20 protein-coding genes and 2 pseudogenes are annotated in these 24,581 nt (G+C 38.3%); 10 read left to right on the top strand and 12 right to left on the bottom strand.

Translation table 11 applies throughout. The features are described 5' to 3' along the window. Positions 1 to 4 precede the first annotated feature (4 nt). From AC4CVD_RS12490 to AC4CVD_RS12470, 5 genes are all read left to right on the top strand, one after another. Entirely contained in the window at positions 5 to 1,198 is a 1,194-nt protein-coding gene (locus tag AC4CVD_RS12490) for an SIR2 family protein (RefSeq protein WP_490753220.1), read from the top strand. After that, positions 1,191 to 2,867, top strand: coding sequence for an ATP-binding protein (locus tag AC4CVD_RS12485; RefSeq protein ID WP_291390257.1), 1,677 nt, complete (start codon positions 1,191 to 1,193; stop codon positions 2,865 to 2,867). The genes AC4CVD_RS12490 and AC4CVD_RS12485 overlap by 8 nt, the downstream gene beginning before the upstream one ends. A gap of 36 nt (positions 2,868 to 2,903) precedes the next feature. Then, positions 2,904 to 3,113: a hypothetical protein gene (locus tag AC4CVD_RS12480; protein ID WP_291390255.1), complete on the top strand. Its 210-nt coding sequence runs from the start codon at positions 2,904 to 2,906 to the stop codon at positions 3,111 to 3,113. Between the two features lie 171 nt (positions 3,114 to 3,284). Further along, entirely contained in the window at positions 3,285 to 5,018 is a 1,734-nt protein-coding gene (locus AC4CVD_RS12475) for a hypothetical protein (protein WP_490753219.1), read from the top strand. Continuing rightward, entirely contained in the window at positions 5,015 to 6,682 is a 1,668-nt protein-coding gene (locus AC4CVD_RS12470; RefSeq protein WP_291390251.1) for a hypothetical protein, read from the top strand. Before AC4CVD_RS12475 ends, AC4CVD_RS12470 begins: the two co-directional genes overlap by 4 nt. A 151-nt stretch (positions 6,683 to 6,833) precedes the next feature. Here AC4CVD_RS12470 and AC4CVD_RS12465 read toward each other — a convergent pair. From AC4CVD_RS12465 to trpS, 3 genes and pseudogenes are all read right to left on the bottom strand, one after another. Continuing rightward, a pseudogene (locus AC4CVD_RS12465) lies at positions 6,834 to 7,439 on the bottom strand (flotillin family protein); the annotation flags it as partial. Positions 7,440 to 7,484: 45 nt separating this feature from the next. Then, on the bottom strand, positions 7,485 to 8,129 hold the full coding sequence (locus tag AC4CVD_RS12460; protein ID WP_490753218.1) for a YqiJ family protein: 645 nt from the start codon (positions 8,127 to 8,129) through the stop codon (positions 7,485 to 7,487). Positions 8,130 to 8,589: 460 nt separating this feature from the next. Further along, the gene (gene trpS / locus AC4CVD_RS12455; protein WP_004695576.1) at positions 8,590 to 9,603 is read right to left on the bottom strand and encodes a tryptophan--tRNA ligase; all 1,014 of its coding nucleotides are present in this window, start codon (positions 9,601 to 9,603) and stop codon (positions 8,590 to 8,592) included. A gap of 197 nt (positions 9,604 to 9,800) precedes the next feature. Here trpS and AC4CVD_RS12450 point away from each other — a divergent pair, with 197 nt between their 5' ends. Together AC4CVD_RS12450 and ypfJ are read left to right on the top strand one after the other, a co-directional pair. After that, entirely contained in the window at positions 9,801 to 10,727 is a 927-nt protein-coding gene (locus AC4CVD_RS12450) for a DUF808 domain-containing protein (RefSeq protein WP_114836765.1), read from the top strand. A gap of 41 nt (positions 10,728 to 10,768) precedes the next feature. Next, positions 10,769 to 11,674 (top strand): KPN_02809 family neutral zinc metallopeptidase, encoded by a 906-nt coding sequence (ypfJ, locus tag AC4CVD_RS12445; RefSeq protein WP_490753217.1) that lies wholly within the window; start codon positions 10,769 to 10,771, stop codon positions 11,672 to 11,674. A gap of 53 nt (positions 11,675 to 11,727) precedes the next feature. Here the strand turns inward: ypfJ and AC4CVD_RS12440 are convergent, their stop codons facing one another. Next, complete coding sequence (locus AC4CVD_RS12440) at positions 11,728 to 12,285, bottom strand: hypothetical protein (protein ID WP_490753216.1); 558 nt, start codon at positions 12,283 to 12,285, stop codon at positions 11,728 to 11,730. A gap of 223 nt (positions 12,286 to 12,508) precedes the next feature. Between AC4CVD_RS12440 and AC4CVD_RS12435 the strand changes: the two genes are divergently transcribed. Together AC4CVD_RS12435 and AC4CVD_RS12430 are read left to right on the top strand one after the other, a co-directional pair. Beyond that, a complete protein-coding gene (locus AC4CVD_RS12435; protein WP_078388592.1) occupies positions 12,509 to 14,008 on the top strand; it encodes a cation:proton antiporter in 1,500 nt (499 codons plus the stop codon). A 114-nt stretch (positions 14,009 to 14,122) separates the two neighbouring features. Next, complete coding sequence (locus AC4CVD_RS12430) at positions 14,123 to 14,446, top strand: MGMT family protein (protein ID WP_490753215.1); 324 nt, start codon at positions 14,123 to 14,125, stop codon at positions 14,444 to 14,446. A 43-nt stretch (positions 14,447 to 14,489) separates the two neighbouring features. Here AC4CVD_RS12430 and AC4CVD_RS12425 read toward each other — a convergent pair whose 3' ends face one another. The 7 genes and pseudogenes from AC4CVD_RS12425 to carA all read right to left on the bottom strand — a co-directional run bounded on the left by AC4CVD_RS12425 (position 14,490) and on the right by carA (position 23,197). After that, on the bottom strand, positions 14,490 to 14,930 hold the full coding sequence (locus AC4CVD_RS12425; protein ID WP_004695589.1) for a universal stress protein: 441 nt from the start codon (positions 14,928 to 14,930) through the stop codon (positions 14,490 to 14,492). 614 nt (positions 14,931 to 15,544) lie between these two features. Continuing rightward, on the bottom strand, positions 15,545 to 16,477 hold the full coding sequence (locus tag AC4CVD_RS12420) for an IS5-like element ISAba12 family transposase (protein WP_053579251.1): 933 nt from the start codon (positions 16,475 to 16,477) through the stop codon (positions 15,545 to 15,547). A gap of 77 nt (positions 16,478 to 16,554) precedes the next feature. Continuing rightward, positions 16,555 to 17,320, bottom strand: a pseudogene (locus tag AC4CVD_RS12415) (IS5-like element ISAba31 family transposase). A 77-nt stretch (positions 17,321 to 17,397) separates the two neighbouring features. Then, positions 17,398 to 18,024 carry a CatB-related O-acetyltransferase gene (locus AC4CVD_RS12410; protein WP_490753214.1) on the bottom strand — a complete coding sequence of 209 codons (627 nt, stop codon included), beginning with the start codon at positions 18,022 to 18,024 and terminating at the stop codon, positions 17,398 to 17,400. Positions 18,025 to 18,235: 211 nt separating this feature from the next. Further along, positions 18,236 to 18,712, bottom strand: coding sequence for a transcription elongation factor GreA (gene greA, locus AC4CVD_RS12405; RefSeq protein ID WP_005400425.1), 477 nt, complete (start codon positions 18,710 to 18,712; stop codon positions 18,236 to 18,238). A gap of 94 nt (positions 18,713 to 18,806) precedes the next feature. Beyond that, a complete protein-coding gene (carB, locus tag AC4CVD_RS12400; RefSeq protein ID WP_490753213.1) occupies positions 18,807 to 22,040 on the bottom strand; it encodes a carbamoyl-phosphate synthase large subunit in 3,234 nt (1,077 codons plus the stop codon). A 14-nt stretch (positions 22,041 to 22,054) separates the two neighbouring features. Next, on the bottom strand, positions 22,055 to 23,197 hold the full coding sequence (carA, locus tag AC4CVD_RS12395) for a glutamine-hydrolyzing carbamoyl-phosphate synthase small subunit (RefSeq protein WP_004695603.1): 1,143 nt from the start codon (positions 23,195 to 23,197) through the stop codon (positions 22,055 to 22,057). A 309-nt stretch (positions 23,198 to 23,506) separates the two neighbouring features. Here carA and AC4CVD_RS12390 point away from each other — a divergent pair, with 309 nt between their 5' ends. Beyond that, on the top strand, positions 23,507 to 23,953 hold the full coding sequence (locus AC4CVD_RS12390; protein WP_114836993.1) for a hypothetical protein: 447 nt from the start codon (positions 23,507 to 23,509) through the stop codon (positions 23,951 to 23,953). 86 nt (positions 23,954 to 24,039) lie between these two features. Here AC4CVD_RS12390 and AC4CVD_RS12385 read toward each other — a convergent pair whose 3' ends face one another. Next, positions 24,040 to 24,579 (bottom strand): DOMON-like domain-containing protein, encoded by a 540-nt coding sequence (locus AC4CVD_RS12385; protein WP_004695605.1) that lies wholly within the window; start codon positions 24,577 to 24,579, stop codon positions 24,040 to 24,042. Positions 24,580 to 24,581: the final 2 nt, after the last annotated feature.

Genomic DNA, 24,581 nt, shown 5'->3' with positions numbered 1-24,581 from the left:
TAACATGACTAATAAATATTATAATTCATTAAAGCAGGTTTGGGTTTCTGCTGATAAAGATGACGGAATTGAGAACGAAACTTTTGAGTCCGATATTAAAGGGAAATTAAAATCAGCTCTTCAGATGCCTAATCTTATGGTGTTGGCGGGAAGTGGAACATCATTAGGTGATGTTGTAAAAGGTCCCAAAATGTGGGATTTATGGTTGGCATGCACCACTAATGATATGGATATAATTGCTAAGGAGTGTTTTGCTGAAAATAAATTTGATATCACTATTGAGTCAAATCAAAACATAGAAATATGCCTATCCCATTGCGAAGCTTACTCACAAGTTAGTACAACAAAAGAAAAAACGACTCTATTCATAAAAAAATGCAAGGAATTAATTTTAGAAAAATGCCGTTTTATTAATGATAAAGATGCACAACTTCTTGGTCATAAAGAATTTATTAGAAAATTAGCTAGAAGAAAATCAAAAGATCCTAGAGTTAAGCTTTTTACAACCAATTATGATACCTGTTTTGAAGATGCCGCTGGACTATTAGGTATTACTGTAATTGATGGTTTTTCATTCTCTATGCCTCGGATCTATGATGCAAGGTTTTTTGATATGGATATTGTTCGTAGAAACACTTCTTCTTCTTCGACCAACACCCATTATTTAGAAGGTGTTTATCAACTCTATAAACTCCATGGCTCTACAAATTGGAGTCGTCGTAACACTAACTCTTATATCATCGAACAAGCAGAAAATGTAACAGCTGAAAATAGTTGTATGATTTTTCCTGCAAAGGGAAAATATCAGCAGTCATATATACAGCCTCACTTAGAGTTAATTGCTCGCTTTTCTCAAAGTTTAAGAGAGCCGAATACATGTTTAATCATTGCTGGATTTGGATTTAATGATGATCATTTATCCGAGCCAATATTATCCGCAATTCTCTCAAATCCACACTTAAAAGTTATAATTGTCTCGCCAACTATTGAAAGTGATATTGAAAAACCATCATCTGAAACATCGAAGTATTGGGGAATGTTTAAAAAAATTGCAGATGATAGAAAGAATGATGAGATTTTCTTTCTAAATTGTGATTTTCAGCAATTTTCGAGTTTTATTCCTGATCTTACGGCTTTATCTCCTGCCGAAAATTTTCATGAAAATATGAAAAAATTATTTGGAGATAGAGATGCTTAATGAAAAGGGTGTAATCAAATCAGAATTACTTTTTGGAAAGGTAAATGCAGTTACTGCCAATTCTGTAAACTTTGAGTATATAAATTTACAACACCAAGCAACTTACTATCATGGCAAACGTTATGGAAAAGGAGAAGTTGGTGAGTTCATATTAATTGAAAGTCAAGTGAACTTAATTCTTGGTCGTATCGTAGAAATCAAAAAGGATGATTTAGATAAGTCTAATTTAGACATAGCTGGGCGAATCCAACTTCTTGGCACAATTCAAATGGACAGTTTGTATGTAACTGCTGGAGTTGAATATTATCCAAATATTAATGATCTGATCTATTCAGCACCTCATGAACTTATCGCTCAGCTTCCTAAAAGAATGAATAAAGGAACACCAAAAGTTGAACTAAATTTAGGTTTCATAGATTTAGATCAGGGTTGCGATATAAATGTAACACCTGAAAAACTATTCGGTCGCCACCTAGGAATCTTAGGTTCAACAGGTGGTGGTAAAAGTTATACGACAGCCAAAATATTAGAAGAATGTCGAAGATTTAACTCGAAAATAATTATTCTTGATCCAACTGGAGAATATAAAGATTTCATTGGTGATGATATTGAAAATATTCATTTGAGTGATCCCATTAGCCCAGCCGTTGGGTCTTGCGCTGTAAGTTTGCCAGCAGAATGCTTCCAAGAGACTGATTTTATAGCATTGTTTGAACCTTCAGGCAAAGCACAAGGTCCTAAATTTAGAGATGCTATTCGTAGTCTTAGACTTGTTCATTTATTAATGCTTAAAAACGATCAGCATTTAGAAAAAATTAATGACGGTGTTTTTTTAAAAATTGGAAAAAACGAAAGTAATTGGACAGAATCTATCAAGTATGTTCGAGGTACAGAGCTTATCGAAGATCCTTATATGCCATTTAACCCATTAAGATTATGTAAACAAATTCACCAAGAATGTATTTATCCAGCAGATCAAAATGGAGTATGGAAACCTGATCCATCGGGTTTCAGCTATTGTCTTTCATTAATATCAAGAATACATGGAATAACGACATCTAAAACTTTTAGATTTGTTTTTAAACCAGAGGATTTGCCAACTCTTGTACAAAAAATAGATGATTTTTACATATCAGATAAAAAAATTTTAAGAATCGATCTAAGTGATGTAGGTTTTGAATTTAAGGCTAGAGAAATTGTTGCAAATGTAATTGGAAGACATTTGTTAAATCAGGCTAGAGCAAGACGATTTTGTAATAAGCCAATAGTTGTCTTTCTTGATGAAGCACATAACTTTCTTGGAAAAGCTATTGGTAATGAAGATACCATTGCCCAATTAGATTCATTTGAATTAATTGCAAAAGAAGGACGTAAATTTGGTCTGAATATTTGTTTGGCAACCCAGCGACCAAGAGATATCACAGAAGGAGTGCTAAGCCAATTAGGAACACTGATTGTCCATAGACTTACTAATGATCGTGACAGAGAAATTATTGAACGTGCATGTGGTGAGATAGATAAAGCTGCATCCGATTTTCTACCAAGCCTACAACCGGGTGAAGCTGTTCTAATAGGTAATGACTTTCCGATACCACTAACTATTAATATCCACAAGCCTTCGATAACTCCAAACTCATCTGGGGCAGATTTTCAAAATAAATGGTTGTAAATTGATCGGTATATAAGTGAATAGAGATAGTAGAATATGCCAAAAAATATTGATTTGGATGAAGAGCGTAGAAATGAATTAAGCATGCAAATGCTGGAAGACCTTAAAGCAATTGCGGCTTTAGAGCAAAGACCGATAAATTATTTTAAAATGGATAAAAAGGGAATTTTCTGTGAGGTACAAATTTTACAAAATAATCAGGTTAAGAAGAGCAAGGACAATCCGAGTAAGTCAATTAAAAATTAATTTCAGATTCTGTTTTAAATAGATGCTGAAATTGTTTTTAACTTTGACCTCTGTAGATCAATCAGCATAATATGAGGCTTAGTACAAAGTACGTTTGATTGATTATTAAATTTAATTAATCGCAATTTTATATCACTAATATAAATAGGCCTTAGGAATATATAGAAAATTATGACCCTAGAAGATTTAATCAACAATTTGAAAAATGATAAGTTAGATTTGGAAATAAAAATCCGTTCTCTATGTGATTTTTATTTCTATTCGGGGTCTTCTCAAGAAAATGCTAAAATAATAGCCAATGAACATGATGATAATCAAATTGATTTAATTGTTTTTGCTACCCAAGTTGTTGATAAATTGAACAAAAAAGAAGTAATTAATATAGATCAATTTGAACATGTTTTTTTCAACTTAGTAGTTTTAACGAATAGATTGAATTTCCCTGAACTCATAAATATTGTTTTAAATTTTGAGAAAATATTTAAACATGATTCCATGAGGTTTCACTATCTAAAAAAAGTAGCACAAAAAAATATTAGTTATGCAGAATATTTGTTTAATTTCATAGTTACTAGATTAGATGTACATTATGATAAGTTAGGTCTAGCAGTAGCTTGCTTAACCATTTTTGACCCTATCAAAACAAAAGACTTTATTTTGAATCACTTTGACCTAGAGGAAAAGAATATAGATTCATTATTAAATGCAGTTCGATACTTAGAATACTCTTCAACTATTGATGCGCATCAAATAGTAGATAAAATTAATAATTTAATAAACAAAGATCAGCTAAATAGCTCTCAATTTTCTCAGATTTTAGAAATTGTTACTTACATTTCCTTGCAACATAACAATCTAGAAAATCATGTTATTAATACAATAGAGCTAATTCTTAGTAAGATTAGTCCCACTGATATTTCAGAAAAAGCTGCCAACTTATTGTTTTTTGAAAGTGCTAAGATTTCAAAAAGCTTAAAGCAAAATTTTTATCAAATGATCATCAATGCTGAAAATATTTCTCATCAAATTTGTAATAATTTGGGTCTAACTATAGAAAATCAAAGTACTGATGAAGATCTTAGAGAATTAATAGAGATTATTGAACAACTTTTACTAAAACACGAAAATATTTCCATTAAAAACTTTCATACCTATTATATTTGTGAAAATTCAGACCTGCTTAATAAAATAGTTACACGATGGTTTCTCTCCAAAAAGAAAAATTTATGGGAATCTGCATCGGATATAATTACATCTAATCATATTAAGTCATTGCACATAGATTTTTCATGGGTTATTAATTTTAAAGAAGAAGACTCTATTTTTTTAACAAAGAAAGCAATTGGATGGTTATATATACACGAAGGCCTCATTCTTAACTTTATAATGGACATTTTAAATTGTATAAAAAATCCAAAAATAGTTCTCCAAATTTTAGATTTAGCTTTCCAACATGTAATTATAAATTATGAACCTCAACAAGTTGCCTTCTTTTTTGACTTAAAGAATTACACTGAGGAAGAAACGAAAAGTATAATTATAGGATTAAAAACCGAACATGAAGTTATTTATACCGATATAAAACAAGCTAGTGATTTAAAAGAGTTAGCCTGCCCCTTAGAGCACTCAAGACTAATACAATATAAAAGACATCATGAAAATGAAAAAATAAACAAATCAGCTGATGCTCAGTCAGTATTTGCTGATCTATTTACAAAAAAAATTATGTTATATGGCGAAACTCATATCCACATTGCGAATACTGGAAGCAATGAGATAACTCTTCAAGAAGATGCTCTCAGTTCTTTTTATTATAATATGACTTTACCTCTACAATATTTCACCGATCCCGTATTATCAGCATATCAAAGACAAATTTTTATGAATGAGGGGATGGAAAAATGAAATTAATATTGAAAGAATACTTAAGATCATTAAAAGAGCGTAATGAACTAGATGCCCTCCTACCTGACCTCTTAACCGAAATGGGAATGATTGTAACATCTTTGCCACAAAGAGGAACACGTCAAAATGGTGTGGACATAATGGCGGTAGGTAAAAATACTAAGCAGGAAGATACGGTCTTTTTATTTTCAGTAAAAGATGGTGATTTAAATCGTACACATTGGAACGGTGGAAGTGATCAAGCACTGAGACCTTCTATCGAAGATATTATTGATGTATATATACCTAATAGAATCCCTCAAGAGCATAAAAATAAAAAGGTTGTCATATGCCTATGCTTTGGTGGAAATATCTTAGAACAGGTTAGAGAACTTGTTTCCAGTTACACCTCTCAAAAAACAACAAAACGCATCTCATTTGAAGAATGGAATGGAGATAAAATAGCTGAATTAATTATTCAGCATTTACTCAAAGAATCTCTTTTACCAGTTGGTTTTCGCGAAGAATTAAGACGTTCAATTGCAATGATAGAAGAGCCTGAGGCTTCTATTCAATATTTCCATTCTTTGTTGCAACTTATTGAAAAATCAGCACTAAGTGTTTTACGTAAAATTCGCTTGATAAACCTATGTCTATGGGTTCTATACTCATGGTCACGAAACTTATATAATCTAGAAAGTGTTTATCAATGTTCTGAAAAAGCTCTCTTTATATCTTGGTTGATTGTCAAAGATATTTATCCGAATAAAAATAAAGAAGCTACAGAAGTGAGAATTGCTTTTGAAAATATAGTTAGAGTTTATAGACAAATTACTGAAAATTTTATAGATAAATTTAAGCCTTATTGCGATAAACAATATGCAATATCCGCTAATGCGCATTATGGTAGCCATGCAAATACGAATATAAAACTATTTGATATTCTGAGTAGATTTTCTGTTTATGCATATTGGTTATATTCAGATATACAGAATGAAAATGATCAGGATCTTAAACAGAAATTAATCGACAAGCTTTGTAATCATCTTGATGTGTTACAATCATTAATATTGAATAACTCAATTCTTTTTACACCAATAAAAGATTCTCAAATTATAGAAATTTCATTATTTATTCTAGCATTTAATCTGAGTAATGAAGAAGAACATATTAAATTCCTTAAGCTCTACGTAACTAATTTAATAAATGCATTAAAAACATCATACGGTATAAACTACTTGTATCCTGTTATATATGAAGATTTTGAAAAGCTATTAAATCATTCATCACAACATGATGATAGTTATTTTAAAGAAGCAACATCTGGTAGCTTAATGCTTCCAACTTTAGCATTAATTAGTGCTCTTTTTGAAGATGGTCCATCTTTTAAAATAATTCAAGAAATACAAAAGAACAAACTTTCTCATTGTAATTTTCAATTTTGGTTTCCAAGAGAAAAATCAGAAAACATCATGTTAAGCTCATCTGATCGACTGCATGGAGCTTGTTGGTCAAGTGTACCAATTCAAAAAAACATGCCTGAATTTCTGAATGAGGTTCAAATCATGTTATCTCAAAATGAACATTTGAAAAATTTTTCACTTTTGAAAAATAATTTAGATCCTATATTTTTAGTTGCCTGTAGACATTATCGCCAACCTATTCCTTTGAATTTCACAATTTAAGATTTAGATATATTATCTAACTTTCTTGTGGGCAATTAGGATGAAAATATGGAATTTTTATTTATTTTTTATTAAATTTTATGGAATTTTTTAAATATGGAATTTTTTTTTAAATAAATCTTAAAAACAAAAACTTATAGAAAAATTCCATTTTTACTTGTATAGATTGGTTGGCGTTAAAGTATTTAAAACCTGTTTGGTCTAAACCTGTTAAAGACACAGTTTCAAGTTCTAGACCATTTTTATGTAAGTCTTCGGAAACCACTTGTTGTACTTTTTGCACAAAGTCCACGCGTTTTTCATGCAACTCTTCCATCGCCATTTCAGCTGCTACTGCACGCAAGGAATCGACAAATTTCCCTTCTACAAGGTTCTTCAACTCATTTGGAGACATGGTTTTTTGTCCCAGAGTCTGTGCGGCAACTGCAATTGATTCTGCTAGTGGCTTCACACGGACATAGAACTCAGCCATGACATCGACGCGCATACGGTCACGGGTAATGAGCGCTTGATCATCAGCACGGCGAACCTCTAAACGTAGCGTGTTCATGTTGACAGGGATAATTTCATGTAATACAGGCAGTACAATTGCACCGCCGCCTAAAATGACTTTTTCGCCGCCAAAACCGGTACGTACGAAAGAGATTTCTTTGCTTGAACGACGGTAAAGACGAGCAATAATAATGCCGATAATGACCAGAGCAGCAAAGATAATCCCTGCAAGAATAAGAATGTTATAGAAATTGTTGCTGAGCATAAGGGTCCCGATTTTATTTAAAGTTATCAGTAGAAAATAAAAGAATTAAAGTGAAATGGCTTTAAAGCCAATCTTGGTTTTTTGAGTCAAAATGACTTCTTGACCTTGAGAAAAATGAAGGTCTGTTTCAGGTTCAACCAGTACATAATGCGTTTGTCCGAACTGATCTTGAACACGTGCTTGAGCAGGTGAGTTGACTTTAGCCTCACCTAAAATAATCAGTGCTGTTCGTCCAATTAGTTCTTCACTGTAAATTGCTGTGGTTTCATCTTGTGGCAAAATTTTAGCAATCAGCATGGCGCTGTAACGTATCATAGGCATCGAAAATACGAGGCAAAGAGGTGCCATGATCCATGCACTCCAATAGCTCCCGGTCCAAGTTTGAAGAATGGACTGTAGAATAAAGCCACTTAAGCTATACAGGGTGAGGAAGATAATCAGCCAAACCAAGAGAGGAACACGGCCAATAAACAACCAATCCAGCAGGGCATTGAGCCAACCTTGATCGGCATCTAGTGCAATGTCGACGTCTTTAGTACTGCCTAAGTCATCAGGTAGGAATTGGTCAAGTAGGCCTTGTGAGCCGCCGCCTAATACCAATAAAATCAATTGTAGCAGTCCCAATAAAAACATCAGACTGAGGCAAATACTAAAAATTAAATTGGATGGGTGAGTAAATAATTCCCACATTCTAAAGGTTCTCTATTTTTATGCTGTTATCAATTAAGTGTAAATTTTTAAAAAGAATTGTATTGAAATTGGGCTTTAGCATAGCATTCAAAAAACAGAATGTCTAAGTTTGTTGGAACGTAAAGTGAGAGCAGTTTAATTGGGATTTAGTAAATTTTAGGCAAAAAAATACGCAATGATTGGGGTATTCATTGCGTAGAACTACGAATCTGTTGTTACACAGTTTCGGTAAAAAGGAGAAATGTTATATCTCAGGGTTAATCTAAGCTATGAACTTATCATAAGGTCTGCGCGTTCTTATTTCATGAGTATTCACGTTAATTACTGTAAATTTAGGTTAACAAACGACACTAAATGTCAGTTTTTGAGATGCATGTAGCTTATTCGTGTTTATTTCGCGATTAAAAAAGCCTTTCTCTGTGAGAAAGGCTTTAAAGAAGCGCATTAGTTTAAGACCGGATTAGAAATGAAACACCCCTAAACCTGATTTAACTTCATCTAGAGTCTGTTGAGTGATATCACGACATTTGTCTGTACCGGTCTTTAAAATATCCATGATGTAATCAGGATCTTTCGCAAGTTCCATTCGACGTTCACGAATTGGCGTGATCAGCTCTTTCAATACGCCTTCAAGACGCTTTTTCACCGTACCATCGCCCAAACCGCCACGGCGGTAATGTGCTTTAAGTTCTTCAACTTCTTCTTTGTTTGGATCAAACGCATCTAAATAGGTAAATACGATATTACCTTCAACCTGACCTGGGTCTTCAACACGCAGGTGGTTCGGGTCGGTGTACATCGCATTCACAGCTTTTTTAATGTCTTTATCTGTTGCATCCAACACAATGGTATTGCCTAAAGATTTCGACATTTTGGCTTTACCATCAAAGCCGGGTAAACGGCTCATATTGGAAAGCAGAGCCTTACACTCAGGTAGTAATTCCTGACCAATCTGACGGTTTAAGCGGCGTACGATTTCATTGGTCTGTTCGATCATTGGAATCTGGTCTTCACCGACAGGTACAACCGTTGCTTTAAATGCGGTGATATCTGCCGCTTGTGCGACGGGGTAGCATAAGAAACCAGCTGGAATATCTCGTTCGAAACCACGCATCTGAATTTCAGACTTAATGGTTGGGTTACGTTCTAAACGAGACACGGTCACAAAGTTGAGATACAACATGGTGAGTTCATTTAACGCTGGTAAGCTCGACTGAACGCAAATGGTGGTTTTGGTTGGGTCGATCCCGACTGCTAAGTAATCTGTGGCAACTTCAAGAATATTGCGGCGAACTTTTTCAAAGTTATCTGCATTGTCAGTAAAGGCTTGCGCATCGGCCAATAATAAATGCTGATGGTGTGAATCCTGCAAACCCACACGTGAACGTAAAGATCCGACAAAGTGCCCTAAATGAAGTTGTCCCGTTGGACGGTCGCCTGTCAAAATAACAGGACGGTTGTCTTGATTACTCATTATCTATTTCCAAAGTCGTCGTAGCGACATGCTATTTTCAAAGAATGCAGACATTGTACGGCATAATCTTTTTCAATGTCAGTCTTAAAAAAACTGCAGTGAAAAAATTATAAAATCAGTTAAATTTCAAAAAACAAATATTCAAAAGCTTAGATCACAGATTAAAATGTCAGAATTCTCAAGATGGATAAAAATAAATGGCGAGTAGCTTATTAATATTACTAGATGATATTGCCACGATATTAGATGACGTTGCGGTCATGAGCAAAATGGCGGCAAAAAAAACGGCGGGTGTTTTGGGCGATGATTTAGCACTCAATGCACAACAGGTCAGTGGGGTTCGTACTGACCGTGAGCTGCCTGTGGTTTGGGCTGTGGCAAAAGGCTCTTTTGTTAATAAATTGATTTTAGTCCCTGCGGCGCTGTTGATTAGTGTGGTTGCACCGTGGCTGATCACGCCACTGTTAATGATTGGTGGCTTATTTCTATGCTATGAAGGGGTAGAAAAAGTCCTGCACAGTTTGCATCACAAAAAAGCCAAAACCGAAGAAGAAGCCAGCCAAGAATTAACTGCGATTGAAACGGATATGGCGACTTTTGAGAAAGATAAAGTCAAAGGGGCGATTCGTACCGACTTTATTTTGTCGGCAGAAATTGTGGTGATTTCATTGGGGACTGTGGCTGCTGCAACTTTTTCAACCAAAGTTATGGTGTTGTCTGTAATTGCCATTTTAATGACTGTCGGTGTATATGGTTTTGTGGCGATGATTGTCAAAATTGATGATTTAGGACTGTATCTGACTCAGCAAGCCTCTTCATTTAAGCAAACGATTGGCCGCGGTTTATTGGCTTTTGCACCAAAGCTGATGAAGACCTTAACTATCGTGGGCACTATCGCGATGTTTTTAGTGGGTGGCGGTATTATTTCCCACGGCGTGCCTTTATTGCATCATTTCACTGAAGGTTCAGTGGATTATGCTGAACATATTCCAACTGTGGGCAGTATCATTGGAGCATTAACCCCAACACTGATTAATTTAGTGATCGGTTTTGTGGCTGGTTTGATTGTATTGGCTATTGTGAGCTTGATTAAAAAAGTTTGGCCAAGTTCAAAAAAGGCATAAACTGGATTGGGTCAGCATGAATTAGAAGAAGGAAGAGTGCTATGCGTTGGAAGGGACGTCGAGTCAGTAGCAATGTCGAGGATCGCCGCGGTGGTGGCGGTGTCAAGGCGGGTGGCATCAGTATTTTAGGGCTGATCGTGGCCTTTGTGGCATGGAAATTTCTAGGAGTCGATCCGCAGCAAGCCTACCAAGCCACTAAACAAGTGACTGCACAAACTGGAGCAGCAGAAACCCAAGGTTTGGATAACCCAACGCCTGATCAGCAGGAAGCGATGGACTTTGTCGGTACGGTACTGGCCGATACTGAAGACACATGGAGTCAAATTTTCCAACAGCAATTGGGACAACAATATGTTCCACCGAAGTTGGTGATGTTTTCAGGGGTGATCAATTCGGGTTGTGGTACTGCTCAGTCTGCAATGGGGCCGTTTTACTGTCCAGCAGATCAGAAGGTGTATATCGACACTACTTTCTTTAAAGACATGCGGACTCAAATGGGTATTGGCGGTGAGCAAAACCAAACGGAGTTGGCGCGCCAAGATCAAGCGGGTGACTTTGCTCAGGCTTATGTAGTGGCACATGAGGTTGGACATCATATTCAGACCATTTTAGGGATTTCTGAACAAGTGCAAAAGGCTCGTGCACAGGGCTCAAAAGCGCAAGGCAATGCTTTATCGGTACGCCAAGAGTTACAGGCTGACTGTTTAGCAGGAGTATGGGCGCATCATAACAATCAACGAACTCAGTTCTTAGAGCAAGGCGATGTTGAAGAGGCGATGGATGCGGCACATAAGATTGGTGATGATTACCTACAAAAGCGGGCAACAGGGCAAGTGGTCCCTGATAGCTTTACCCATGGAACCAGTCAGCAGCGTATGACTTGGTTTGGCACGGGCTTTAAGTCGGGGCAAGTTGAAAGTTGTGATACTTTTAATCAAGCCATTTAAGTCATAAAAAAAGAGGTGATTAATCACCTCTTTTTATTTTAACCAATTCATTTCTATCGGTTTAAGAACTGCTTAAAGTTTCGAGCAATACGGACACTCACATATAACGCAATACAGGCAAATAACAACACCCCAAACACCACATACTTTAAGTTGCTCATATCCGCACGGTAAAACTGTTGAATTTGTTCAGGCGTATAACGCAATGTTTTAACATCTTGTGTGCGTGTATCGAGATAACTGACTTGCTGAATATAGTTAAACTGACCTGCTTTGAGTAGTTCAATTGACTGAATTTGGCGGGTATGTTGTTCGTTGTAATCATCCACACAAATGTCAGTTAAATAATGATCACAGCTGAGTTTGGCGATATAACCCTGATTGGCCACATGCAAATAAATATGATCATCGGGAGCTTTATTGTTTGAAAGTAGAACCAGTGTTTGATCGGGACGAGAGTTCATTTTAAAACTTTGAGCTGCGGCGAAAGTTTGCTCAGCTTGTAAAATTTCTTTGGTTTTTGCAAAGCAGGTCAGAAACAACGCAAAGGTGGTCATGAAAATAATCAGTGCGAAGAACATCCGAAAGATGGTTTTAAAAGTGAATTGCATAGGAGATCAAACTTGGCCAAAGGGAAAGTTCACGCATAAAAAACATGCATATGTCTTATGTTAATTCATCATCAGGAGAAATGTTAAAAAAATTATTTTTTTCGGGCGTTGATGTGAAAAATGATTAAAATATTTCGAGCATCAATGTGTATGAAATGAACTTTTATTCCATATATCAGCACCGAAAGCCGCCGTCTCCCCAACCGCCCAATTTGGAAGTTCAATGGGAAATTATTTTTTTCTACAAGTTTTTACCGTTATTTTTGCATTATCCATTGCAACGACTATTTTTAATAAACGTATTTTAGGTTTTCCCCAAGCCATTGGCGTACCCATCGTTTCTGCCATTTTTGTCTTTATTTTACAGTGGGGCGCGAGCCTGCTGAGTGGTAATCAGTTTATTACCATCAATATTCACAACATTGAAGAAGCGGTTCGTCACATCGACTTTTATGACTTTTTAATCAATGGTGTGATTTGCTTCATTTTGACCTCTTCGGCACTGAAGTTCAAAGTCTCAGACTTACGTAGTTACTGGAAGCCGATCAGCATTTTAGCCAGTATTGCACTGGTGCTGTGCGCCGTGTTTTTTGGGGTGGTGCTCTACGGTTATCAGTTCATTATTGGACAACATGTCGATTTATTGGTGCTTTTGCTATTGGGGGCTGCATTGGGTGCAACGGATCCGATTGGGATCAAAGGCGTACTTAGTTCGGTACGTGCGCCACATCATTTAATGGTCAAGCTCGAAGGTGAATCACTGTTTAATGATGCCATGTGTATTGCCTTATTCATGACGCTCTTAAATGTCTTACAAGGTGAAAATTTTACTGTCATGGGTGTGTTGCAGACCTTACTCTATGAAATTTTTGTCGCCGTCATTATTGGTTGGGCCTTTGGTTTAGGGATCTTGCGACTGCTGCGTGGTAAGCACGAAATGGAGTCTCTCATTTTGACCACAGCACTCTTGGCCTGCGGTTCGTACTTGGTTGCACTGTTTGCTCATGCTTCAGCACCGATTGCTTGCGTCATCGGTGGTTTAATTGTGGGGAACAAGTGGAAAGAAATTTTACAAGAGCGCGAGATACGGGAAGTAAACCATTTTTGGCATACGGTTGAAGGGATTATTAACTCGTTCTTATTCACCTTAATTGGTTTGGAACTGTTTATTTTAGATCTCAGCTTTAGTCTAATTTTTGGTGGCATCATCGCGTTTATTATTCTGCATGCTTCACGTTTTGCAGCGAACTATTTATCTTTTGCCTTTTTTCCCTCTTTCCGTAAGAAAAGTTATAACGGAAGTTTGGCGATTTTGTCATGGGGGGGAGTGCGTGGAGGGATCTCCTTAGCATTGATCTTAGCGGTAGCTAACGTGCCTGAGTTAAGTGAATACAGCAGTATTTTGATTGGTTATACTTTTATCGCCGTGTTGCTTTCAGGCATGGTCTGCGGTCTAGGATTACCTGCTGTAATGAATGCGTTTTACTACAATCCGAATGAAGAAAAGACGGGTTTTAAAGGTTGGTATCAACGTCTGTGTAATAAAATGAACCGTAAAGGTTTCAAGTACATTATTGGTGAAGATGCACAGGGCTATGAAACCATTATTGTCTATCAACCTGAAGCATTGATTGATGTTAAAGCAGATGATGGCATTGCTGCGGTGCATAACCCTGAGCGAGTTCAGGAAGTGAAACGGCTGGAAAGTCCTGATAATTTTTAGTGATTTGCTCAATCAAGAAGCCCCTGTATTGGGGCTTTTTAGAATGAATGAGCTGGTTTATTTGAATCAAATAATGATGTCATTATGGAATACTTAGAATAGGGCACATTTGAAATGGCAGAATCGATAATCAAAGAACTAGCCCCGATGATTTTTCAGGTGATCGCTCAGATTCCTTATGGGCGGGTAGCCAGTTATGGACAAATTGCACGTTTAGCAGGTATTCCCAAACATGCACGTTTAGTAGGCTATGTGCTAAAACATATGGATGCAGACAGTAGTTTGCCTTGGTATCGGGTAATCAACTCCCAAGGAAAAATTAGCCTAAGTAAACTGAATGATCAGGGACAGAACATTCAAGCACAGTTACTTCTGGCGGAAGGTATTTTAGTGATTGGGGACAAAGTGAAAATGAAAGAGTTCCAGTGGGATATTTAAAATAGAAATGCTCTACCTCCGTAGAAGTAGAGCACTCGATGTATTACTGACGAACAACTAAAACTGGAATGTGCGCTTCACCTAAAACACTTTGTGCAACACTGCCTAGGAATAAACGTTTTAAACCTGTACGGCCATGAGAGCCAATGACAATGAGGTCTGCTTTAGATGTTTCTGCTTCTTTGATAATTTCACGGTGCACCACCTGACCTTCAAGTAGTTTTGCTTCAACAGGAATGCCCAGATCGCTAAATTTAGCCGCAGCTTCCTCTAGCGTTTTCAAAACTGAAGTACGTGCACGTTCAATTAAGTCATTGGTTTGAGTTGCAGAAATGTATTCGGCAGCAATGTAAGGGTCAAGTGCAAGTACTTGAACGACTGTAATTTTTCCGCCAAATGCTTTAGCAAGTTCAGCCGCTTGCGCAACTGCTGCATATGATGTTTCTGAACCGTCTACAGGGACTAAAATGTTTTGGTATGCCATGGTTATTTCTCCTTATTATCAACTGATTATACGTACAGATTTCTGTTCTAATGTATCACGGGTTAAATACAGCTTATACCTTAATATTAGCTGTATTTTTTAAAGAATAAAACCTAGTAAATTCATATGGATATTTGCATATGAAATGCTAATTTCTCACTTCTAAATTAGCACAAAAGCGTGTGAATAATAATCAATTTAACACTAAAGTTGAATGTAAATGTAGCGTTTAAGAAACATAGGCTTTGTCTAAAAAATAGCTTATATTTATGAATAGCTTACTACTTTATAAATACGATGACAGATACGAATCAACTGAATTGGCAACGGACAAATTTAGAGAATATAGAAACAGCTTGGGAAAGTGACCTTTGGGGATTCAATAGAGTGTGCCAGAGTTTTTCTGTATAGCTTTATATGACTTTAAAATATTTTTACTAATCTAAATTTATGCTAAACAGTAATACTTTGTCATGTATTTAATTTAGATTCATTGTGATTTAAATCTATAATTGCTGATTTTAAGACTTGTAAGCAAATTTTAGCAGTTTGTTCTCTAGGAGGCTTTGTTGCACAAAGATTTGAAATGCAAAGCGCCCCTAATTGAGCCAAATTTAAGGCGTAACTTGGGTAAGTGGTCGACCTAATTCCGTAAATCTGTTAAGGACTGCTACACGTGCATGGATCTCATTCACTTGGCTATCAAAACTCCTTGCACTGAGTTTATCTCCTAATAATTTGATGCAATGCATCTTAGTTTCAACCAAACTTCGCCGATGATAGCCTGACCATTTTTTCCATAGTGTCCTGCCTAAACGTTTAATTGTTCGAAGTAATTCATTTCGCTCTAGCGAGCTACTCTTTGTATCTTTCCATGGTTTCGCATTTTTTCTAGGTGGAATCACCGCATGCGCTTGCCGATCTGCAATGACCTGACGGCATTGCTTGGTGTCATAAGCTCCATCGGTATAAACAGAGTCAATCCGCTCATCTTGTGGAATCTGATTAAGTAAATCACCAAGCACCTGTGAATCACTGACATTATTGGTTGTAAGCTGAACTGCTCGTATTTGTAGGGTTTTAGCATCTATACCAATATGAAGTTTACGCCATTGGCGACGATATTCAGGTCCATGTTTCTTGCGTTTCCATTCGCCCTCACCTAGAAACTTCATGCCTGTAGAGTCCATGAGTAGATGCAGCCCATCGCTACTTTTTTGGTAGCTGATTACAATATCAATATGCTTTTGTCTTCTACAAAGCGTGGTGTAATCTGGAGCTATCCAATTTAATCCGCAAAGTTTAATCAGACTTTGCACAAAGCCAGTGACCATACGTAAAGACAGACGGAATAAGGATTTAATCATTAAGCAGCATTGGATGGCTGCGTCGGAGTAGGTTTGATTTCGCCCTTGTTTGCCTTTTGATGGCGCATACCATTGCGTAGCAGGATCAAACCAAATGGCAATATTTCCGCGACTCATGAGTGCTCGGTTATATGCGGGCCAATTGGTTGTGCGGTAGATTTTGTGTGTAGGCTTCTTCATTTGAAAATTATATCGCTGAAAAACCCTTTACAGATAGGTTTGTGCAACAAAGCCTAATGATTAGGGTCTGTTGACATTTACTGTTCATAATTAACCCTATAAAGGTAGCCATAAAAATATACAGGCTAAAGCAACAGAACTTTGATAATTTCTTTTGAGCTTGTCATATCGAGTAGCTATTCCTCTAAATTGCTTTAATCTACAAAACATATTTTCAACTAAATGCCTGATTTTATATAAATACCAGTCCATATGGTCATTGTTCGATTGGCTATTTGTTTTCTTTGGTATATTCGCTTTAGTCCCTGTTTTCCTGATCTGTTCACGCAGTGGTTCTGAATCATAGCCTTTATCTGCACATACCACTTTTGTCTCTTTTAAATCTAATGTTGATATTAAATCAGGTGCAACTTTAACATCATGTGTGGTTCCATCGGTAATCATGAAATCAATAGGATTGCCATGTGCATCAACAATCAAATGTATTTTTGAGGAGTTTCCTCCTACACTTTTAGAAATAGATTGATTCGCTATGCCGGCAGAATGTTGATGAGCACGTACATGAGAGCCATCAATAAAAATCCACTCCATATCGGGGCATGAGGCTAATAATTTGAATAATCTAAGTAACTTACCGCTGCTTGACCAACGATTAAAACGTTTGAAAATAGAGTTTGAATGACCAAAACAACAAGGAATATCTCGCCACGGACAGCCTGTTCTAATTCTATAGAGAATAGCTTCAATAAAATTGCGTAAATTTGAGTTGTGGTGAATGGATAAATTACGCAGAATAACTTTCAACTTTTGCCAGTGTTGATCTGTCAGCATGGTACGAGGCATAGCGAATAGTAAAATTGGGTTTGGCGATTTGATTTTACTACTTCGCTATTTTTTTAAGCTAAAAGTGTCAACACACCCTAGATCTTTTTTTGTATATATTCAATCAACGTATCTACATCACTCGTCTGTAACTGCTCACGCATCTTTAAAAACAGCTTTTCATCTAAGTCATAGAGCTTCAGTGCAAGCAGTTTTTCGATATCAACTTCGGGAAAGCGATACTTAATAATCTTGGCAGGCACACCACCCACAACTGCATAGGGTGGAATATCTTTGGTCACGACAGCGCCCGTTGCCACTACTGCACCTTCACCGAGTGTTACACCTGGCATAATCATGGCACGAGAGCCAATCCAGCAGCCATCCCCAATGATTGTATCACCTGCGGGCACAAAACTACGCGTATCAAAAGGAAAGGCCGAAATCCAGTCAGTACGATGCAGTTGGTTACCACCCATCATAATGACGCATTCTGCGCCAAAACAAACGAAGTTACCGATATAGAGCTGATCAATTGGTTTGTCTATGGTCGAGGGTTTATCATGTAAATAACGCACAACACAACGTTCAAAACCTTGATCCCAATACGCTGAGTAGTAAGAGTAATTCCCTTTAATGTGAATATTCGGATTCTTCACCGTTTTAGAGATGAACTCAAACTCACACCAGTGTTTGACAGGAGAATTAATCAGGGGCTCAGACATAAAAAGACAGCGTTGAAGAGTGTGAGAAATTATAACAAATAAAAGTCTTGCTTTGAAAAAGAGAGGAAATGAATACCCTAAATCTATCTCATTCTTGGAGTGAAATTTCCCACGTGCATAAGAAGAGGGCTAGGGAGAGATATTTGGGAAAATACAAAAACAAAAAACCCCTCAATAGAGGGGTTTCTACAGCCGTAAATATCAAAGAAACTTAGATATATGCAACTTTTACAATTTCGTATTCAACTTCACCCTGAGGGGTTTGAATTTTTGCTTCGTCACCTTCACTTTTACCCAAAAGGCCACGTGCGATAGGAGAGTTCACTGAAATTTTATTGATTTTAAAATCAGCTTCGTCGTCACCAACGATCATATAGGTCTTTTGTTCTTCGGTGTCTAAGTTTTCGATAGTAACTGTCACCCCAAAAACCACACGACCGTTCTGTTCAAGTTCTTTTACATCGATAACTTGAGCCGCACCCAATTTACCTTCGATGTCTTGAACACGACCTTCACAGAAACCTTGTTGCTCACGCGCAGCATGGTATTCCGCATTTTCTTTCAAATCCCCGTGCTCACGTGCTTCAGCAATTGCCGCAATAATACGTGGACGTTCAATACTTTTTAATTGATGTAATTCTTTCTCTAAGGCTAATTTGCCTTGGGGAGTCATAGGATAACGTTGCATTGTTGTCCCTCAAGTCGGTGAGTGTAAAAAAATATAGGTTTATAAATGAAAAAAGCCCGCCACCGAGAGGTGACGGGACTTCTCGGTAAACGAATTAACCTACAGTTTGTAAATCTTGCAAACGGTATACATCCATTGGCAATTGAATCGCAAAAGCTTGGCATACAGCATCAGCACCGTTCAAGGTCGTAGTGTTATACACTTTCGCTTGAAGCGCTGAACGACGAATCGAGAACGAATCTTGTTGAGCTTGTTTGCCTTCAGTTGTATTGATAATGAGGTGAACTTCGCCATTTTTCAAGCGGTCCACGATATTAGGACGGCCTTCAGTGACTTTATTTACACGTTCACACTCAATACCTGCAGCTTTAATGAACTCATAAGTACCGCCAGTCGCAAGTACTTTGAAGCCAAAGCCTACCAGTTGCTTCGCAATACCAACAGCACGAGGTTTGTCTGAATCACGCACAGAGATAAATGCATGCTTCACTTCACCTTCTGTTGGAAGACCTGGTAAACGCTCGTTTGCACCTAAAACAGCTTTGTAGAATGCTTCACCAAAAGTTTTACCCACACCCATCACTTCGCCTGTAGATTTCATCTCAGGGCCAAGAATTGGGTCAACACCAGGGAACTTATTGAAAGGGAATACTGCTTCTTTTACTGAGAAATATGTAGGGATAATTTCTTTCGTGAATCCTTGAGATTCTAAAGATTGACCCGCCATACAACGTGCAGCAACTTTCGCTAATGATTCACCGATACATTTAGAAACGAACGGTACAGTACGTGATGCACGTGGATTCACTTCTAAGATGTAAACGTCAGTGCCTTTTACAGCAAACTGTACGTTCATCAAACCAATTACGCCAAGCTCTTTCGCCATAGCAATGGTTTGACGACGCATATCATCCTGAACTTCTTGAGATAAAGAGTACGGAGGAATAGAACATGCTGAGTCACCTGAGTGAATGCCTGCTTGTTCGATATGCTGCATGATACCGCCGATCACAACGTCTTTACCGTCAGATACGCAGTCTACGTCAACTTCAATTGCATCATCTAAGAAACGGTCAAGAAGAACAGGTGCTTCATTTGATGCTTGTACCGCATCACGTAAGTAGCGCTTAAGTTCGTCGTCGTTGTATACGATTTCCATCGCACGACCACCGAGTACATAAGAAGGACGTACCACAAGTGGGTAGCCGACTTTCGATGCTTCAGCCATACCTTCTTCAGCAGATTTTACGATGCTGTTGTTTGGTTGGCGAAGTTGTAGACGTTGAATCATTTGTTGGAAACGTTCACGGTCTTCTGCGCGGTCAATCGCATCCGGTGATGTACCGATAATTGGCGCACCTGCTTCTTCTAAAGCACGAGCCAATTTAAGCGGAGTTTGACCACCGTACTGCACGATAATGCCTTTTGGCTTTTCAGTACGTACGATTTCAAGTACATCTTCCAAAGTGATTGGTTCGAAGTACAAGCGATCTGAAGTGTCGTAATCTGTTGAAACTGTTTCAGGGTTACAGTTCACCATGATGGTCTCAAAACCATCTTCACGCATTGCAAGCGCCGCGTGTACACAGCAGTAATCGAATTCGATCCCTTGACCAATACGGTTAGGGCCACCACCGATCACCATGATCTTATCTTTATCAGATGGGTTTGATTCACACTCATCATCGTAAGTTGAGTACATGTAGGCAGTGTCAGATTCGAATTCTGCTGCACAAGTATCCACACGTTTGTAAACTGGAGTCACGCCCAAGTTCCAACGGTGCTTACGGAATTGTTTTTGTGAAATACCCATCAAGTTCGCGATGCGAAGGTCAGATAAACCTTTACGTTTGAACGAACGGATGTTGTCTGCGTTTAGATCACCAAAACCTAAAGTTTTGATTTCATTTTCAGTTTTGATGATGTCTTCGATTTGGATCAAGAACCATTTATCGATTTTCGTCGCTTGGAACACGTCTTCTAAGGTGAAACCATGACGGAATGCATCGGCTACATACCAAATACGCTCTGGACCCGGAACTTTAAGTTCAACCAAGATCTTTTCTTTCGCGCCTTCAGTACCTACAGCGATTTTTTCATCAAAACCACACGCACCAACTTCAAGACCACGAAGCGCTTTGTTTACAGACTCTTGGAAGTTACGACCAATCGCCATCACTTCACCCACAGACTTCATCTGTGTGGTCAGTGTTGCGTCTGCTTGTGGGAATTTTTCAAAGTTGAAACGTGGAATTTTTGTTACCACGTAGTCAATTGCAGGTTCGAACGAAGCAGGAGTTGTTCCACCCGTGATGTCATTTTTTAATTCATCAAGGGTATAACCAACTGCTAGTTTCGCAGCGATTTTTGCAATTGGGAAACCAGTTGCTTTTGATGCAAGGGCAGATGAACGCGATACACGTGGGTTCATCTCGATGATCACCATACGGCCAGTATCTGGACAGATACCGAACTGAACGTTAGAACCACCTGTTTCCACACCAATTTCACGAAGAACTGCTAAAGATGCATTACGCATCAATTGGTATTCTTTGTCTGTCAATGTTTGAGCAGGCGCAACAGTGATTGAGTCACCTGTGTGCACGCCCATTGGGTCAAAGTTTTCGATCGCACAAACGATAATACAGTTGTCGTTTTTGTCACGAACAACTTCCATCTCGTATTCTTTCCAACCAATTAAAGATTCATCAATCAATAATTGTTTGGTTGGAGAAAGATCGAAACCGCGTTCACAGATTTCAAGGAATTCTTCTTTGTTATAAGCGATACCGCCACCTGAACCACCCATCGTGAATGACGGACGGATAATCACAGGGAAGCCGAAGCGCGCTTGAATCTCTAAAGCTTCTTCCATGTTTTCAGCAATCGCAGCTTTTGGACATTCAAGACCAATTTTACGCATTGCTTCATCAAACAGTTTACGGTCTTCAGCTTTTTCAATCGCTTCTTTGGTCGCACCAATCAATTCAACATTGTATTTTTTTAAAATACCGTTGGCATCAAGTGCAAGCGCACAGTTCAATGCTGTTTGACCACCCATTGTTGGAAGGACAGCATCTGGACGCTCTTTTTCAATGATTTGTGCAACAGTCTGCCAAGTGATTGGCTCGATATATGTTGCGTCTGCCATCGCAGGGTCGGTCATAATGGTTGCTGGGTTAGAGTTCACCAAAATAACACGGTAGCCTTCTTCACGAAGAGCCTTACACGCTTGCGCACCTGAGTAGTCAAACTCACATGCCTGTCCGATGACAATCGGACCTGCACCAATAATTAAGATACTTTTAATGTCTGTACGTTTAGCCATGATCGCTTCCTTAATTACTTCTTAGATGCTTCGATAAGTTCGATGAAATGATCGAACAATGGTGCGCAGTCATGCGGACCAGGGCTTGCTTCAGGGTGACCTTGGAAGCTGAATGCTGGTTTGTCTGTACGATGAATCCCTTGAAGAGTTTGATCGAACAAAGACTTGTGCGTAGCTTTCAAGTTTGCAGGAAGAGTCTCTGCATCTACTGCGAAGCCGTGGTTTTGAGAAGTAATCATCACTGTGCCTGTTTCCATGTTTTGAACAGGGTGGTTAGCACCGTGGTGACCATGCGGCATTTTCACTGTTTTTGCACCTGAGGCAAGTGCAAGAATTTGGTGACCCAAGCAAATACCAAAGACGGGTAGGTTGCGAGCGTCTTCTACAATTGTTTTTACAGCTTCAATTGCGTAGTCACATGCAGCTGGATCGCCAGGGCCGTTCGATAAGAACACGCCATCTGGATTCAATGCTAGCACGTCAGCAGCAGGAGTTTGTGCAGGCACGACAGTGAGTTTACAACCGCGGTCTGCAAGCATACGTAAGATGTTGGTTTTGACACCGTAGTCGTATGCAACAACATGGAATTTAAGTTCAGGTTGTGTGAAGCCTTTGCCTAATACCCAAGAACCTTCTGTCCATTCGAAACCAGTTGGGTCACAGCATTCTTTAGCTAGGTCTAAACCATTTAAACCACCGAATGCGCGTGCTTTTTCTAAAGCCTGCTCTTCAGTAATATTTTCACCAGCAAGGATGCAACCATTTTGCGCACCTTTGTCACGCAAAATACGGGTTAATTTACGCGTATCAATATCTGCAATTGCGACAACATTATGTTCTTTTAAGTATTCGCCTAAAGATTGCGTTGATCGGAAGTTGCTATGCAATAAAGGTAGGTCACGAATGATTAATCCGTTGGCCCACACTTTATGAATTCGACCTGACTCAGCGTCTTCATCATTACAACCTGTGTTACCGATATGAGGGTAAGTTAAAGTCACAAGTTGCTGTGCATAACTCGGGTCAGTCAAAATTTCTTGATAGCCAGTCATGGCAGTGTTGAAAACGACTTCACCAGTCGTACTACCCGATGCACCAATAGACGTTCCTTTAAAGATCGTACCATCGGCAAGGGCTAAAATTGCTGGGGTGCTCAAACCAAAGCTCCTGAAATTTAGGCTGTAAAAAAGCGAGTAGACGAAAAAAAAGGAAGGCTATCTAAAAACCTACCCTCCCTATGTCTGCTCGCTTGAACTTAACATGGCACTATACGCAACTTCACTAACAAAGTCCATGCCAATAAGATGGAATTAACAAGATTAAAGTGCTTTTATTTTGTAGCGGAAGCTGTTTCTAAGTTTTGTAAAGAAAAATGTAACAACAAATAATTGTCTAACAAATCAAAATCTAAATTTTATCGAATCACGCTAAGCTGTCGCTGTATATATAACAACAGGAATAACATCATGACTGAACAAGACAAAGTGACCAAACCAAAGCCAGCGTTGAAAGAAGTCGTTGCAGAAAGCACTGAAAAGCTTGAGCAAGTGGCGAAAGAAGCGACAGAGCAGGTCACTGAAGCGGTAGTTGAAAGCAAAGAAAAGCTTGAGGCTGAAGCGAAGCAGTTGAATGCCAGTGTGCAAGAGCAACTCCTCCAGTTTAAACAAGATCTTTTACTGCGCTTAGAAACCATTAAAGGGCAGTTATCGAACTCTCAAAAAGACTTAACTGAACTAAAAGAGTTTGTTAAAACTGAGTTTACTGCTGTTTTAGATGACTTGACCAAACTAGGTAAAGAGTTAAAAGGTGATGTCAGCGAAATTTCAGTAAAACATAAAGATCAGTTGACTGAAACTTTCAAACGTTCAAAAGAACACACCTTAGATGCGTGGAATAAAGTTTCAAGCAAGTAATCTAGCTGTACGAGGCCCAAGATTAAGTGCATAAAAAAGTGAGGTCATAGCCTCACTTTTTTATTGATCTGGTTTATTTGTCTGGATTAAAACTGATGTAGCCAATCACGTTTATTGTGAAAGTCAGCTTGTTGGCCACTATGCTGCATGGCATAGAACTGTTGACCTTGTGAAGTATTCAACACCGCGGATAAACCCAGATATAGGTCAGCCCATTTGAGTTTGTGTTGCAGCATAAATTCAGTCAGATCAATGCTGACATTTAAACCATAGTGGGTGCGCTTCAATTGATTGAGTTCAATATCGTAAGCGACTTGTGGCGGCATATCTTCAGGATAGCGATATTCCTCAAACTGATAAGCCTGCCAAGCTTGCGAAGGGGAGAGATTGATCTCGCGATAATAATCTTCGCCTTTTACCCCGATAAAGACTTCAAAACAGGTGTTTTCCCATAAAAAGTCTTGACGAGGATTTGCATTCACGACTTCAGGCCAGTGCATGTACAAATTGGGATCGCGTAACCAAAAGCCGATATTGAGAGCATATGGGCTTTGTTGTTCAATCGCACCAACAAGCGAAATAGCTTGAAAGCGACGATCAAATGCACTGAGTTCGTAACTTGCCATAA

This window comes from Acinetobacter sp. LipI_23 (assembly GCF_058243045.1).
Note: the sequence above shows the minus strand (reverse complement) of the source record. Positions and strands in the feature narration are given on the sequence as shown.

What these genes read in the sequence shown, in the direction of transcription:
- AC4CVD_RS12430 (WP_490753215.1), top strand. Translation starts at nt 14,123, where the DNA reads ATGGCAGAATCGATAATCAAAGAACTAGCCCCGATGATTTTTCAGGTG.
- AC4CVD_RS12450 (WP_114836765.1), top strand. Translation starts at nt 9,801, where the DNA reads ATGGCGAGTAGCTTATTAATATTACTAGATGATATTGCCACGATATTA.
- AC4CVD_RS12425 (WP_004695589.1), bottom strand. Translation starts at nt 14,930, where the DNA reads ATGGCATACCAAAACATTTTAGTCCCTGTAGACGGTTCAGAAACATCA.
- AC4CVD_RS12475 (WP_490753219.1), top strand. Translation starts at nt 3,285, where the DNA reads ATGACCCTAGAAGATTTAATCAACAATTTGAAAAATGATAAGTTAGAT.
- AC4CVD_RS12440 (WP_490753216.1), bottom strand. Translation starts at nt 12,285, where the DNA reads ATGCAATTCACTTTTAAAACCATCTTTCGGATGTTCTTCGCACTGATT.
- ypfJ (WP_490753217.1), top strand. Translation starts at nt 10,769, where the DNA reads ATGCGTTGGAAGGGACGTCGAGTCAGTAGCAATGTCGAGGATCGCCGC.
- AC4CVD_RS12490 (WP_490753220.1), top strand. Translation starts at nt 5, where the DNA reads ATGACTAATAAATATTATAATTCATTAAAGCAGGTTTGGGTTTCTGCT.
- AC4CVD_RS12480 (WP_291390255.1), top strand. Translation starts at nt 2,904, where the DNA reads ATGCCAAAAAATATTGATTTGGATGAAGAGCGTAGAAATGAATTAAGC.
- AC4CVD_RS12460 (WP_490753218.1), bottom strand. Translation starts at nt 8,129, where the DNA reads ATGTGGGAATTATTTACTCACCCATCCAATTTAATTTTTAGTATTTGC.
- AC4CVD_RS12385 (WP_004695605.1), bottom strand. Translation starts at nt 24,579, where the DNA reads ATGGCAAGTTACGAACTCAGTGCATTTGATCGTCGCTTTCAAGCTATT.
- carB (WP_490753213.1), bottom strand. Translation starts at nt 22,040, where the DNA reads ATGGCTAAACGTACAGACATTAAAAGTATCTTAATTATTGGTGCAGGT.
- AC4CVD_RS12485 (WP_291390257.1), top strand. Translation starts at nt 1,191, where the DNA reads ATGCTTAATGAAAAGGGTGTAATCAAATCAGAATTACTTTTTGGAAAG.
- trpS (WP_004695576.1), bottom strand. Translation starts at nt 9,603, where the DNA reads ATGAGTAATCAAGACAACCGTCCTGTTATTTTGACAGGCGACCGTCCA.
- AC4CVD_RS12420 (WP_053579251.1), bottom strand. Translation starts at nt 16,477, where the DNA reads ATGAAGAAGCCTACACACAAAATCTACCGCACAACCAATTGGCCCGCA.
- AC4CVD_RS12390 (WP_114836993.1), top strand. Translation starts at nt 23,507, where the DNA reads ATGACTGAACAAGACAAAGTGACCAAACCAAAGCCAGCGTTGAAAGAA.
- AC4CVD_RS12470 (WP_291390251.1), top strand. Translation starts at nt 5,015, where the DNA reads ATGAAATTAATATTGAAAGAATACTTAAGATCATTAAAAGAGCGTAAT.
- AC4CVD_RS12435 (WP_078388592.1), top strand. Translation starts at nt 12,509, where the DNA reads ATGGGAAATTATTTTTTTCTACAAGTTTTTACCGTTATTTTTGCATTA.
- greA (WP_005400425.1), bottom strand. Translation starts at nt 18,712, where the DNA reads ATGCAACGTTATCCTATGACTCCCCAAGGCAAATTAGCCTTAGAGAAA.
- AC4CVD_RS12410 (WP_490753214.1), bottom strand. Translation starts at nt 18,024, where the DNA reads ATGTCTGAGCCCCTGATTAATTCTCCTGTCAAACACTGGTGTGAGTTT.